The organism is Candidatus Poribacteria bacterium, assembly GCA_009839745.1.
Classification (GTDB): Bacteria; Poribacteria; WGA-4E; order WGA-4E; family WGA-3G; genus WGA-3G.
On sequence record VXPE01000041.1, the window covers coordinates 89,300 to 103,867 of the forward strand.

Below are 14,568 nucleotides of genomic sequence, written 5' to 3' on the forward strand. Positions count from 1 at the left end.
AAGTCGAAAAGCCCACCGACAAGACCCGTCTAATCCGTAATTGCTTGATATGTCAGCACGCGAAATTGGGCGTGGAACGGAGAAGCGCCGATCAACTGGGTCATCAGGATGCCGATTAAATCTTCCATAGGATCAATCCAAAATGTGGTACTTGCGAGTCCACCCCAACTGTAAGTGCCTTCAGAGCCGGGACCGTGCGTCTCAGCGACATCCATAACGACAGCAAACCCAAGCCCGAAACCGCATCCTGTTCTCTCAAGCGGTTGCCAATCGTCAGAGATATGATTGACCCTAATGAGTTCAACGGTTTTCCTGCCGAGCAGTCGAACACCATCGAGCTCACCCTCGTTGAGGAGCATTTGACAGAAGCGGAGGTAATCCGCCGCGGTTGACTGCAGTCCGGCGCCGCCCGAATGGAAAAAACTCAGCGGTCCGCTGGAAACCGGAGCGTTCTCAAGCACCTGAATACCGCCGTCTTCCGAGGGTTCATACAACGTCATGTATCTATCAGCCTTTTCGTCCGGCACTGAGAAAGCGGTATCAACCATACCCAAAGGCTCCAAAATCTGGGTTTTCAGGAATTCCGCAAACGGCATTCCAGAGACGACCTCCACGAGGTAGCCGAGGACATCGGTAGACATCCCGTAATTCCATGCGGCACCTGGATTGTGCAAGAGCGGAATATTACCGAGTTCGTTTGCCATGTTTGCGAGGTCCCCTTGGTAGTAATTCGCGTCTCTATACCGCTGATGAATCGGGTGCTCCCCATCCCCGCCATAGATAAGCCCGGAGGTGTGTGTGAGGAGATGCTTTACCGTCATTTCGGTTTCCGCGTCAACAATAGCCGCGCCACCCTCCGTGTAAACCTGCATGTCTTTGAAAGCGGGAATCAATTCAGAGACCGGGGTGCCGAGTTGGAAATGTCCTTCCTCGTAGAGCATCATCACCGCGATACTGGTAATCGGCTTCGTCATTGAATAGATGCGTAAGATGGTATCAAATTCTATCGGTTTCGCAGTAGCAACATCCTGCATACCGAACTTCTCAAAATGGACGAGTCTCCCCTTACGCGCGATCATCGTCAACGCCCCCGGGATTTTGCCATCGTCCACCCAGCGTTGCATCACTGGCGCGATGCGCTCCAAACGCGATGTGGACATGCCGACATCTTCAGGGATGGCGCGCGGTAATCCTTCATACAATGTCATTAAAAAACTCCTATGAGATAGTTATCAGTTGTCAGTTAAAGAGATCCCGACGGATATTATATTCCTCTTAGGACAACCGCTAATCGGTGAGAGCCTGATAGGTTAGAACCCGGAATTGGGCGTGGAACGGAGAATCGGCACCGACCAATTGGGTCATGAAAATGCCGATTAAATCTTCCACAGGATCGATCCAAAATGTAGTGCTTGCCATGCCGCCCCAACTGCAAGTGCCTACGGAACCGAGCGTGTGCGTTTCAGCGACATCCGTGACGACGGAGAATCCGAGTCCGAAACCGACACCTGTCCGATCAGGGGCTAACCAATCGGGAGGCACATGATTCATCCTGATGAGTTCGGCGGTCTTTCGTCCGAGGAGCCGCTCGCCATCGAGTTCACCGTCGTTGAGCACCATTTGGCAGAACCGGAGATAATCCGGAGCGGTCGATTGTAGCCCGCCACCACCAGAGTGGAAAAAACTTAGGGGTCCGGTTGCAGCATGGACTTTCTCAATTGCCTGCAGCTCACCCTCTTCCCCGAATTCGTATACCTTTGAATATCGGTTAGCGTTCTCAACTCGCACTGAAAAACCGGTGTCATCCATACCTAAAGGCTCAAAAATACGAGTCTTCAAAAACGTTTCAAACGGCATACCCGAGACGATTCCGACAAGGTAGCCGAGTATATCAATAGCCATACCGTATTTCCAGGCGGTCCCGGGTTGATGAAGGAGCGGGATACCGCCGAGCTTGCTTACCATGTTGGCGAGGTCACCGCCGTAGAGATCCGCGTCTTCATATCGCTGATCGATCGGATGGTCGTCCTTATTGCTGTCATAGATAAGCCCAGCGGTATGCGTGAGCAGGTGTTTGATTGTCACCTCGCGGTCGGCATCCACAATCGCACTGCCATCTTCCGTGTAAACCTTCATATCTTTGAAAGCGGGAACAAACTCAGAAACAGGTGTGGTGAGTTGAAAATGTCCCTCTTCGTAGAGCATCATCACCGCGACACTGGTAATCGGCTTCGTCATAGAGTAGAGGCGGAAGATGGTATCAAATTCTACGGGTTTGGCGGCGGCGATATCCTGCATACCAAATTTTTCAAAATGGACGAGTTTGCCCTCACGCGCGATCATCGTCAATGCACACGGGATTTTTCCGTTGTCAACATAGCCCTGCATGACCGGCGCAATACGTCCTAACCGCGAGGTGGACATGCCCACATCTTCGGGGATCGCTCGCGGTAATCCTTCATATCTTGTCATTAAGTCTCCTATATTAGCCGTCAGCCGTAGGGACGGGGTTTCCCCATCCGTGCGGGCGAGGAAACCTCGCCCCTACGATAGCCGACAGTTTCGGATAGCCATTATTTGGTTAATGCCTGATATGTCAATGCTTTAAAGCGTTGTTGGAAAGGGTAAGGATTATTGTGAATCTGCGTCATGAGCACGCCGACCACCTCTTCGACAGGATCGATCCAGAAGATGGTCGCGGCGGCACCGCTCCAACTGAAACTCCCAACGGACTCCGGCGTGTCTTTGGATTCTTTATCACCCTCATCATCTTTATCACCCTTATCATCAAGGTCTTTTTTATGATCCTCATCATCCTCATCATCCGATTTTTTGTCATTTACGACAGAAAAACCGAGTCCAAACCAACCCTCGTGATGCGGATACCGCATTAATTCGACCGTTTCTTTGTCCAATATACGGACCCCCTCGAGTTCACCCCCGTTGAGCAGCATTTGAGAAAATCGCATGTAATCCGCGGCAGTTGAGACGAGCCCGCCACCCCCGGAAGGGAAAAAAGTGAATTCACCGTCTGCGTCGGCTTTCTTTCCAACGCGTTCGAGTCCACTGTCCTTACTGAAAGTATACAGCGCGGCAAACCTGTCCCGCTTCTCTAATGGAATCGAAAATGCGGTGTCTACCATACCGAGGGGTCCAAAGATACGAGTTTGGAGGAATTCTTCAAACGGCATTTCGGAAACGACTTCTACAAGATACCCGAGGACATCCGTAGAGACCCCGTATGTCCATCTTTCACCGGGTTCGTGAACGAGTGGAATGTCACCGAGTGTTTTCGCCATATCCACTAACGTCGCGCTGGCACCAGACATTTTCAGCGCCTTATAGCGTTCATCGACGGGTTTACTGCCCCAGCCGTAAGTCAACCCTGCGGTATGCGTGAGGAGATGCTTGATCGTCATCTCCTTCTCCGCATCCGAGATTTCGGTCTGGTCCTCGTTATAGACCTTCATGTTCCCAAATTCAGGAATAAATCGAGAAACGGGTGTATCGAGTTGAAAACGTCCCTCCTCATAGAGCATCATCACTGCCACACTGGTAATCGGCTTCGACATGGAATAGATACGGAAGATTGTATCGGGCTCCACGGGTTTTTCGTTTTCGATATCTCGCATACCCACGGTTTCAAAATGGACGATTTTCCCACGTCTCGCGATGACTGTCAGGAACCCGGGGAGGTTCTCGGTATCGACGTAATCTTGCAGCATCGGGCGGATGCGTTCAAGATGCTCAGGAGAAAAACCGGCATCTTCTGGTGCCGTCATCGGTAATCCTTGCCCGAAAGCGAGTGTGGTGATACAAAAAAACAGTAAACACGTGTCGTTTAATTTTTTCAATTTCCTTTCCCCTAAAAATTTTGCTACTACGGTGGGGTTGGATGAAGTTTCAATAAATATCTCGGTAATCGACGGGCATTGTCCCGCAAGTCCACACGCGACTTGCGCAGGGTTGCCCTACTACAAACGGGTTGGTTCGTAGTAGTGCGATTTATCGCACGTTCAGATATTACCGATTTAAACTCCGAAACCTCATCAAACTACACCTACCGATTTTGGAAAGCGCTATGGCACCCGTTTGAGGTATCCCCACCGGGTTGCGAGTTTACCACCGGGGTCAACACTGAGAATCGCAGCTAACCCGACATCCATCGCTTCCTTGATTTCCGCTTCGGTTCGTGCGACATTGGAGATGCGTATCTCGTCAATGACACCTTTCAAGCCGTTTGCGTTATTGAGGTTCGGGACGCCGATTGTAATCGGATCTGCACTCTGAAACGAGGTCCCATTGGGTGCCTCGATCTCCAATTCACCATCGACATACGCGCGTCCCATCTTGCCATCATAGGTAAAGGCGAGATGATGCCATTTGTCGTCGGTGATCTTGGTTGTGCCATCTATACTAAACCCACATGCTCCATTTGCTCCAATTTCCGAATGCAACACATGTTGATCTACATGCACCCAGATACCGTAGTTACGATTGCCACACCCTGCTTTCTGTTTGCAGACGATGCCCTGCCATTTCCCTGTGCCTTCTGCCACTTTGACCCATGCTTCAATACTGAGTGTTTCCAATTCCAGTTTTTTGGTAGACTCGACGACGACATAACCACTGTCATTTCCAGGAAATTCTAATCCTCCCCCGAATTCTGCCTTGACCCACTTCGGTTTCCCCGCGAATTCGCCATCGTGTCCGTTACCGGAAACGTCTTTCACGACATCGCCGGCACCTTCGTCAAAGAGCCAAACAGCGACGGTGTGTTTATCGACCTCTGCATCAACAGCGGAAGAACCGAGCAGTGCGAAGACCGTTATTGCGATGAAAAGACACTTGAGACTATAGATAGATTTTGTATCCGTCGTGTACATAGTCATATCCCCCTTTGTTGCGATATTCTATCAGAAAACGAATGTCAAGTCAAACATTTGGTCGCGCGTTCAGAGATAAAAATGTTGACAGGAGACACTGTATCGCATATAATTTCGCATGTTCACTTGTCGGCGTGTGTCGGACACGCGTGAATCATGCGTTGAACATACAAGGAGGCTTTACATGGGAACCGAACGAATTAAAATGGGATTGGTCGGATGCGGGGGTATGTCCGGTGCACACATGGGTGGGTATCGCGAACTCTGGTCGAAAGGCATTAAGGATTTTGAGATCGTGGCGGCGTGCGACATCGCAGTGGAACGCGCGGAAGAACGCGCACATCAGGCACAGGAGTTCCAAGGCGGAACAAAACCTGCGGTCTACACAGAACTTGACGAGATGTTGGCGAAACACCCCGATCTGGCGTGCGTTGACATCTGTGCCCTCCACAGCGCACATCACACGCTTGCCGTGCCTGCACTCAATGCCGGAAAACATGTTATTATTGAAAAGCCGTTCGGTATTACCATGCGGGCATGCAAACTGATGATGGATGCCGCGGATCGAAACGATAAGATTATCTCCGTCGCTGAAAACTATCGTCTCGCACGCATTCAACGCACCCGAAGTTGGGCAATCGCCCAAGGACGTATCGGGGACCCGCGTATGTTCTTCTGGGTAGAGGTCAGTGAAGGCTTAGGGAAATGGGGATGGCGCAACTTTAAGATGGATGCAGGCGGCGGCTGGGCATTAGACGGGGGTGTGCATTTCACAGACCTGATGCGCTATATTCTCGGTATGGAAGCCGAGGAGGTCTATGCGATCAACAAGGCTTATGAACCCTTCCGCTACGACAACCCCGCAGAAAGAGAAGGCGGATACGCCGTTGACGTTGAGGACGCGATGATCGCCACCATCAAGTTTGAACAGGGCGTTACAGCGCAGTGGACATGGGTCGGCTCTGCTCCCGGACACGCTTTCCGTCAACATACCGTTTACGGCAGCGAAGGCTCGCTGGATTGGAACCAAGGGTTGGTGCCGCGCGGCGGCGAACCGATCTCCAACGATGACCTCATGCAAGAATTCACGAATAGCCTCAGCGACTCGGAACGGGAATACTACTTCCCAGGCGGTGTGGAGGATACCGTCGCGATTGAACTGAAATACTTCGCCGATGCCATTCGGAGCGGTGGTAAACCGGAAGTGGATGCCGTCGAAGGCATGCGGTCGGAAGCCATTTGCATGGCAGTCTATGAATCGGGCTGGTTCGGCCGTCCAGTGACGATTGAAGAGATCGAAAACTGTGAGTTGGAAGGGTATCAGAAGGAAATTAACGATAAGTTAGGTATTGGCAATTAGTTACCAGTTGTCAGTTAAGAGGTTTTTTTAAACTAAAGCGCGTAGCCCGTAAGCGTAGCGGAGGGCGGATATGAGCAACGCACGTCAAACTTCAAACGTCCGATGTTCCTCCGCAAGGTAAAATTAAAATATGGATCGATTGAATGGGAAAGTTGCGATTGTTACAGGTGCCGGCAAAAAAGGGGAGGTTGACGGCACTGGCTATGCGACCTCAATGCTCTTCGCGAGAGAGGGTGCGAAAGTGCTATTGGCGGACATCTCCCTTGAGAATGCCAACGCCACGCTCGCAGCGATTGAGGCAGAAGGCGGCGAAGCCTCGATATTCATCGGCGATGTGTCTACAGAGGAAGCCTGCGCTGGGATGGTAGAAGCCGCCGTCGAACGTTTTGGGAAAGTGAACGTCCTCTTCAACAACGTCGCGCTTGGCGGCGGTGGGACGGTCACACAGGTAGACGAGGCGGTGTGGGACAGAGTCATGGAGGTCAACCTCAAAAGCATGATTCTGGCGTGTAAGCACGCCGTGCCACGGATGGCTGAGGCAGGAGGCGGCTCAATTATCAACGTCTCGTCCATCGATGCGTTGCGTGCGGGGTGGGTTCGGAACTTGCCGTATGCTGCTGCAAAGGGTGGGATGATTTCTGCGACAACCGTGATGGCGGTTCATCACGGACGCGACAACATCCGGGTGAACTGTATCGCGCCCGGACACCTCTACGCTTCGTTCCCTGCGCCGTATATGAGCGAAGAGGAGCGGGAGCGGCGACGGCTTATCGGACCGCTCGGCACGGAAGGGACTGCCTGGGACGTGGCATGGGCAACCGTTTTTCTCGCCAGCGACGAATCGAAATGGATCTCCGGTGTTACTTTTCCGATTGATGCGGGTTTACTCGCAGCGACACCGCTTGCTGTCGTGCATCAGCTTGATGAATAAGCGCATTTGATAAACATGCCACCCCAGCGGAATGTATCGCGAGCACAGCTCGCTCCTACAACACAGGAAGGGTTGAACCGATCCGGCCGGTAAAACAGGCACAGATGATAGAAAAAAAAACGGGCAACGGACCGAAGTCCATTGCCCGTTGATTATTTCAGGGATTGAAATTAGAATATTCGTTGGTTGATTGGTTAATCTCGTGAACGTTTCAATTGTCCCCACTGCGTGGCAAGTTTACCTTTCGCGGAAACCAACCCTCTCAGGCGAACGGTCGCTAACGTCTGGCGTTCACCATCAAGAGATACGTCCTCAATTTGGTAATAGTAGACGAGGTTCGGCTTCGCCGTGGTATCTGTCCACGTGTAGGTGTTCCGTTCAGCGGTGGTGCCCGCCCCCGGAATTAGTTGGGCATTGATGACCTTGAATTCACCCGTCCTTGTTTGACCTCTCAATATATTGAATCCGGCGTTGTCCACTTCAGCCTCGGTCGCCCAATGAATGACAACCGTGCCAGTTTCGGTGCGATCTGGACGGAATTGAGAGAGTTCAACAGGCAGCTCGCCCCCTGCACGGATGCCGGGGCTACCGTGGTCGGTACTGAGACCATACCAGGTGACCAGTCTTTTCCTCGATAGATACAAGAAACTGGTTTCTGCTGCGGGGATCCACCCTGTGCGTTGGGTGCCATCGTATGCTGCGTCTTTGCGGTATCTTCGGATGATTGAGGTGCGGTCGTCGGTTTCTGTCCAACCACTCGGCAACCTCCATGTCGGCTCATCGTTGCTCCGGATTCTCCCATCAAGGTTGCCAATTTCATCGACGACGCCACCCCTCCCATCGACGAGTTGGATGTGGAACCCCTTCGTTGGATGTAAGAACGGATCCCGCCGCGTGCGCATCCCAAATTCAGTGGCGAGTTCTGCGTAGACATCGAAAACGCGGGTCGGCACAAAATGAGCCTTATTTGATCTTTTATAAACGTTGTTTGAGTTTCTGCCCGTTACTGAGACGATCAGCACTGTCTGCCTCGGCGGGATCGTTTTTACGGTCCCGCTGTTTTTAAAATTAATTATTCCGTTCAGCGGATCCTCATTTGAACGTAGATCGTTGTAGTTTTCAATGACTAACTCCCATCCATTACCAGTATCTAAGGCAACGGTTTGCGTTTTAGAACTATTGAAAAGCTCAATCCACTGAATGTCATTTGTGCCACCATCGGTAGCGAACATGATTTCACTAATCGTCACGTTTCCTCGTCCGAGAGTGGTTCCTGGTGGTCCGGCGGTCGACGCGACCTGAAAACTGTGCGCAGGGGAAGGCGTTGCTGTGTTTTGGACGCCACCTGCGTCGGTGACTGCGTTGGCATTGACTTGGACTGTCACGGTTGCCGCATTGGGATTGGGTGTGAGCGTTGCCACGTAACTATTTGTATTAGGAATTGCGAAGAGGGCGGTGATTGAGCCGCCGATGACGGTGACTTCATTCGGAATCAGCGCGGCACCTGTCTGAAGGGGTTCATCAAAAGTGATCGTTATGGGAAACACACCGCCGCCTACGGGAGGCGTTCCTGTAATTGTAGCGATGGGTCCGGTGGTATCCACAGTGAACGTACCTTTTGGGAAGACATACGCGCCGTTCGTCGAGGGTTCCACTGTTATCTGCGTTATGGCGACCCCGGGACGAATTGTCACTGTCCAAACCCTTCTGGCAGCGTCAGGTGTGAGACTGTCAATAGAGCCACCGACAACCTTGAGATCGGCGGATGTCAGTGTAATTGCTTTTGTTGAGGTGAGTGTCACCGTAAACGGCGCGTTGCCAGCAATGGACTCATTAGTGGACAGCGTGAGCGGTGGAGCTGCACTTCGAATTATGTGTACCACTATTTGGGCAGCCTCGGCAGTGGATTCTACCCCCTCACGGGTAAAATCAGGAGGGAGCACCCTACCCAAGGTGGAGGCAGCCTCGGCTGGTACATTTATAATGACCGTATTGACATTCCTCCCGGCAGTGACTCTCGTTGTATATACACTACGGTCAGCATTAGGTCGAACAGCAGAAGCTGTCGCCCCATCGAAAATAACATTGTTGCTGCCATCCACAGCAAGAAGTACTATATCACCATCGTCATCAAAGCCGGTTACTGGAGTATTCACAGGTGGATCGCTGTTATCTTGAAATGTGATGGTTAGTTCAAAAAAAACGGATTCGGCTCTGAGACCGTATCTTTGAATGCCTTGCGAGGGATCATCTGACCCTCCAACATTTGGCACCTCATCTGGGACCGACAACTTCGGTGTTACCGCGGCAGTTGCAGGTGTCACAACGAAGGCAAGGCCGGCAACGAGTAGCACGGCAAAAATTGAGATAAATTTTAATTTATTGAACAACATGCGTCATTTTCCTCCTCCAGGCGTGTTCAAACTCGGAAATATATTTGGGCGTTGATTTAGGTATTTTTCTCCTTAGATGTGGTTTCCAATTGTGCGCGAATTCTTAAATTTTCTCCTGAAGTAAGGTAACGTTATTTTTCGTAAAGGCGTTACGAAACGGCACTAAAAAAAATAGGGATACAGGGTCAGAGGACGTGTGGGATCTCTTGTCTGAATCGCGGATTGACACGGATTTTACAGATTTCGCGGATTTTAAGAATTTTCTCGTCAAAGGTGTTGCTCACCGTGGCGGGAGTGCTCCTGTTTTAGTTTGATGGTGCGGTTGGGAAACCGCACCTACCTTGTTGGGGATCTAATAAAAGCTGGACGCGATTAGGAAACCTCGCCAGCGGCTGGTATGGGCTGTTAATGTTACGTTAGAACTGGGCAGGGAAATTTCCGCGCGCAGCATCCATGACTTCGCTTGTAATTTCAGCGTAGCCGTTGTCTTTGGCGAAACTTTCAATTCCCATCTTCGCCATCGGACGGACAAACGCTGGGATCCGCTCCAAACGTTCAAGTGCCTCCGCTGACCAGACGAGACCGCTCGGTTCGACAGGCGCAGCCTCTTCCTGAAATGCCTCCGAGATGACACCCGTAAAGGGGCATTTGCCGCCCTCTTGTAGGGACGAGGTTGCCTCGTCCGCACCGGAACCCATCATTTCGGGGGAAAACTCGTTCGGTATCGCTTCGGTCTTTGCTGTCTCTAACTGTGAACGCACCATCTGCATCGGTTGCGCTGCTTCTTCGTTCCCACCGAGTTTGAGATCCAAGGATTTCAGCATCTGGGTCTCCCACGGGTTCAGGAACATGGCGATCTCTGTAAAACAGTCGGGACATTCAAAAAGTGCTGTCACGGAGCCTTGTTCGGGACGGGTTACGTCCTTAAATTTCATCGCTGTGTCACAATCCGTACATAAGAACTTCATTTTTTAATTATTCCTTGCGGTTTTCTAATTATACCTTGCGGTTCGGTCAGGTGAATTAGCTACATTGCGTTACTCGGCGTAGAGCCCCCTGCGTGTTTTTACTTGGGGTTTTTGATAGGGTATTTCTGCGTATTTCTGCGCATTTCTGCGTATTGATGCAGGCTACAACTTCGGGCTAATCTCGTTCTCAACCAGAAACCTCTTAACTGAAAACTACTCAAAAAACGCTTGAACCTTTTCAGCCACCTCCATGAGTACCTCACTCGCAAGAGTGTCCGGGTATTCATCAAGATAGAGCGTTCCGTCGTCCCCAGAACGAGCGAGTCTCGGATCGAAGGGAACACTCCCCAAAAGATCCTGCTGGAATGCGGTGTCCAGCGTCTTATCAGTAGAAAAAAGCGGTTCCTTCTCACCGCAGTGCTGACAGACATAGAACGCCATATTTTCGACAACACCGATGATTGGAACCTTGAGAATATCCCGCGCCATTGTCACTGATTTCTTGACGATGAGCTGCGATACCTCAGACGGGATTGTCACGACGACCACACCTCCGAGGTCCGGGATAAGCTCTGCCACGTTCGGAAGCCGATCGGTTCCGGGCGGCAAATCCAACAGCAGATAATCCAACGTTCCCCATTCCGTATCGGCGACGAACTCTCGGAGCGCGCCAACCTCCATTGTGCTACGCCACGTGAACGCATCCTTCTGGGTATGCGCATTCCAGAGGACCGGGGCATCGTCTTCCGCCAAGAGTAAATCCATAGAAATCAGCTTCGTGCCGAGTGCGGTAACAGCAGGCTTGATGCCCGCGGGTGTGTATTCCAACGTAGCGTTACGCACCCCCATCATCTTGGCAAGCGTCGGTCCGTTGATGTCAGCATCAACGACCCCGACAGTGCTCCCCTTCAGCGTGAGCGCGGTAGCAAGGTTTGCAGTGAGTGCGCTCTTGCCGACCCCGCCTTTTCCGCTCATAATCGCGACGGTGTATTTGACGGAGGCGAGCCGTTTCTGGAGTCGGTTCATCTGCGCCGTGACTTGTCCGATAATATTGGATCCGGCATCGTTTGGAAGTTCCGTGTAACTCTTCATTTGGTGCCACCAATGGCATAGAGTGCCTGATAACTGCGCAGATAGAGTGTCCCATTTGCGAGAACAGGAGAGGCAGCGATAACTTCACCCATCGAATTGCTGGCAACAATCTCAAACGCACGTCCCGCCTTTACAACGGTGATAACACCGTCCCGAGATGTGAGATAGACATACCCATTCGCATAGATCGGTGAGGCGCGATGTCGGTGTCGATGTGTTCGTTGGCGATAGAGTTGCTCACCGGTCTCGGCATCCAGACATATCAGATCCCCGTTTTCGCGACAGAGATACACTAAACCGTCATGGATAAGCGGAGAGGGGACATCTGGCGTGCCTTGTCGCAGTTTCCAACGTTGCCATTTGCTGTTCGTAATGTCGCCTTGTGCAGCCGGATCAATGCCCACAACGGGTCCGTTTTTCGCCGAAGGGACGACGATAAGTCCCTCCATTGCAACGGGAGAAGCCACGAATCGGAGGGTATAGTTATAACGTTCTTTTGGATTCAAATCCCCGCACCGCCAAATTTCACTGCCATCCTCAAGGCTGTGAGCGGTGACATAGTCTGCCCCGTGGACGACGAGATATTCACGTTCTGCATCACGGTAGAGAATAGGGGAGGTATAGGCGTGTTCACACTCCTCGGTTGCGTCGCTGTCGCGTTTATGTTTCCATATCTCGTCCCCCGTCATTTTGTCGAGCGCCAGCACGAGCCATGCATTGCTGTGGATGAGTTGGATGTAAAGCCGATCCTTATCCAGCAGCGGGGTTGTTGACATGACGAAATAGAGGTCGAACCTACCGTAGCGGTCCGCGAGATTGGTGTGCCACACCCGATTCCCATCGAAATCGTAGCAGGCGAGATCCCCAGTGCCGAGGAACGCCCAGACGTGTTCGCCATCGGTTACGGGAGACGGTGCGGCAGAGTTGCCTTCACCCCCACGAACGACGCGGTTGCCGCGTCCTAACGTCCGTTTCCAGCGTTCTTCGCCTTCGGTACTGATACACATCAAGACGAGTGCGTTACCTTCAGCAGAGGTGAGGAAAATTTTATCTTCCCAGACAACCGGGGTAGAGGCGGCATCACCGGGAAGTGGCAAACGCCAACGGATATTCTCGGTTTGACTCCACTGGATAGGCGCGTCGGTCTCTTGGCTGACACCGTCGTTGTTCGGTCCGCGCCACTGGTGCCAGTTGCCAGCAAAACCATTCGCGACAAGGACACACACCCCAAGTAGAAGTGTGAGTGTATTTCTCAGGATATATTGCATGTTTTTAATTTATTGAATCTGGTCACTGCTCCATTACATTTCGCAGTGGTTCTCGGTTAATTCAAGACCTGTTTTAACGGTTTATCTAAACATCAATACCAAAAATGAGGACAGGAATATCAATGTCAGCGACGCCACGCTGCTCTAAATCCCACACAAACTGCTCAAAATATGAGACACCTGTAGACATATCATCGGCAAAAGATTTCACAGGGACAATCTCAATGCCAGCATCAATGTAGTCTAAGTTACGAAAAATGGTCATTTTCGCACACACGTTGTAGACCATGAATGCGTATTTTCCAAACTGAATCTCCACGCCAAGTCGCTCCTTCAGGAAGTCCATTTCTCGGTATGCCGGGCGCATTTGTTTAGGTGAATATCCAGGACGGTAGTAGTCTGTTGAATAGTGACACGTTACACGTTTCTTCTGCCATCCTCTGGCTCCAAAACCTGCGGCAAAAGAGCGATTAAGGTCGGGCGGACTATACAACTTCTTACCCGGCATCGTGAGTTCCTTGCTTTCCTTAACTTTGTAGAGCGAGGCATCAACAACGGCAATAACATCCTTTACCTCTTGTAACAGGTAAGGGTGGGTCTCTTGAATAGAATGTCCATCATTAAATGAATACTCAGCAGCAATAATCACGATTGTTCCATCTCTACTATCTATTTCCACTCCAAAGGCATCTGTGCTGCCCGTTCTTTTTTCGTTGGCTGGTGAATGGGTTTCCCTAACGGACGGAGTGGTAGTGTCCCCTCTGCAAATTTCTGTATTCTTTCACGCGTAATAGCCAGGTAGTTTGAATCTTGCTCAGCAGCCATCGCTTTTCGGTTATACTGCAAGGCAGCAATAATAGTAGATCCGACACCACAATAGGGGTCTAAAACGACCCCATCAGGCTGTGTGAGTGCTAAAACGCATCGCTGGACTAACTCGACTGGAAACTGGCATGGATGCTCTGTTTTCTCTGGATGGTTTGCCTTCACATTCGGAATATCCCAAACACCTTCTTCCCAATCCTGTTTGACCACATCCCAAATATCAGAAGGATTCTTACCAAGCGGGTTTCCTGAAAGTTGACCTTTCTTCGGGCCTTTGAAATGTCGCTTCCCGGGATATTTTGCGGGAACACGCACTGGATCGAGATTGAAAACATACTCATCATCCTTCGTAAACCACAAAATAGTTTCATATCGACCTGAAAACCGCTTTGTGCAGTGCAACCCGTGATTAAATCGCCAGATAATCCGATTTCGTAATTTTAAGTCCAAGCGTTTGAAAATCTCATAAAAGTAAATATCAAGTGGAAATACTTCACCCTTCTGGACGTAATTCCCGACTTGCCAACAGAGACTTCCAGTCGTTGCAAGCACCCGAACTACCTCCACAATTACAGGCTCCATATCTTTTAGATATGACGCTAAGGACGTTTTTTTCTCGTATTTTTTCCCTATGTTGTATGGCGGAGATGTGATGATTAAATCTACAGAATCTGACGGGATACTTTTTAGTAGTTCGCTACAATCCCCATCAAAGAGGACAACATCCACGTTAGTATCATAGGCATCTGAAACCGTAATCTGACGCGGTTCATTGAAAATATTCGTCGTAAATTCAACCGTCTTAACGCGAGAATCTTGGGATGCCATGTCAATCTCCTAAGAAT

12 protein-coding genes are annotated in these 14,568 nt (G+C 50.8%); 2 read left to right on the top strand and 10 right to left on the bottom strand.

Features of this window, described 5'->3' with window-relative positions; all coding sequences use genetic code 11:
- Positions 1 to 29 precede the first annotated feature (29 nt).
- The 4 genes from F4X88_06495 to F4X88_06510 form a co-directional block, all read right to left on the bottom strand.
- A complete protein-coding gene (locus F4X88_06495; GenBank protein MYA55922.1) occupies positions 30 to 1,208 on the bottom strand; it encodes a beta-lactamase family protein in 1,179 nt (392 codons plus the stop codon).
- 79 nt (positions 1,209 to 1,287) lie between these two features.
- Complete coding sequence (locus F4X88_06500; protein ID MYA55923.1) at positions 1,288 to 2,472, bottom strand: beta-lactamase family protein; 1,185 nt, start codon at positions 2,470 to 2,472, stop codon at positions 1,288 to 1,290.
- Between the two features lie 101 nt (positions 2,473 to 2,573).
- Entirely contained in the window at positions 2,574 to 3,854 is a 1,281-nt protein-coding gene (locus F4X88_06505) for a beta-lactamase family protein (GenBank protein MYA55924.1), read from the bottom strand.
- A 225-nt stretch (positions 3,855 to 4,079) separates the two neighbouring features.
- Positions 4,080 to 4,892 (bottom strand): LamG domain-containing protein, encoded by an 813-nt coding sequence (locus F4X88_06510; GenBank protein ID MYA55925.1) that lies wholly within the window; start codon positions 4,890 to 4,892, stop codon positions 4,080 to 4,082.
- 112 nt (positions 4,893 to 5,004) lie between these two features.
- Between F4X88_06510 and F4X88_06515 the strand changes: the two genes are divergently transcribed.
- Both F4X88_06515 and F4X88_06520 read left to right on the top strand, forming a co-directional pair.
- The gene (locus tag F4X88_06515; protein ID MYA55926.1) at positions 5,005 to 6,246 is read left to right on the top strand and encodes a Gfo/Idh/MocA family oxidoreductase; all 1,242 of its coding nucleotides are present in this window, start codon (positions 5,005 to 5,007) and stop codon (positions 6,244 to 6,246) included.
- A 130-nt stretch (positions 6,247 to 6,376) separates the two neighbouring features.
- Positions 6,377 to 7,177 carry an SDR family oxidoreductase gene (locus F4X88_06520; GenBank protein MYA55927.1) on the top strand — a complete coding sequence of 267 codons (801 nt, stop codon included), beginning with the start codon at positions 6,377 to 6,379 and terminating at the stop codon, positions 7,175 to 7,177.
- Between the two features lie 194 nt (positions 7,178 to 7,371).
- Here F4X88_06520 and F4X88_06525 read toward each other — a convergent pair whose 3' ends face one another.
- The 6 genes from F4X88_06525 to F4X88_06550 all read right to left on the bottom strand — a co-directional run bounded on the left by F4X88_06525 (position 7,372) and on the right by F4X88_06550 (position 14,551).
- Entirely contained in the window at positions 7,372 to 9,570 is a 2,199-nt protein-coding gene (locus F4X88_06525; protein MYA55928.1) for a hypothetical protein, read from the bottom strand.
- Between the two features lie 416 nt (positions 9,571 to 9,986).
- Positions 9,987 to 10,268, bottom strand: coding sequence for a hypothetical protein (locus F4X88_06530; protein ID MYA55929.1), 282 nt, complete (start codon positions 10,266 to 10,268; stop codon positions 9,987 to 9,989).
- Between the two features lie 483 nt (positions 10,269 to 10,751).
- Positions 10,752 to 11,630, bottom strand: coding sequence for an Mrp/NBP35 family ATP-binding protein (locus tag F4X88_06535; protein ID MYA55930.1), 879 nt, complete (start codon positions 11,628 to 11,630; stop codon positions 10,752 to 10,754).
- Positions 11,627 to 12,898, bottom strand: a complete 1,272-nt coding sequence (locus F4X88_06540; GenBank protein MYA55931.1) for a PQQ-binding-like beta-propeller repeat protein — start codon at positions 12,896 to 12,898, stop codon at positions 11,627 to 11,629. The genes F4X88_06535 and F4X88_06540 overlap by 4 nt, the downstream gene beginning before the upstream one ends.
- A gap of 85 nt (positions 12,899 to 12,983) precedes the next feature.
- The gene (locus F4X88_06545) at positions 12,984 to 13,547 is read right to left on the bottom strand and encodes a restriction endonuclease (protein MYA55932.1); all 564 of its coding nucleotides are present in this window, start codon (positions 13,545 to 13,547) and stop codon (positions 12,984 to 12,986) included.
- A 20-nt stretch (positions 13,548 to 13,567) separates the two neighbouring features.
- Positions 13,568 to 14,551, bottom strand: a complete 984-nt coding sequence (locus F4X88_06550; GenBank protein ID MYA55933.1) for a site-specific DNA-methyltransferase — start codon at positions 14,549 to 14,551, stop codon at positions 13,568 to 13,570.
- Positions 14,552 to 14,568 lie beyond the last annotated feature (17 nt).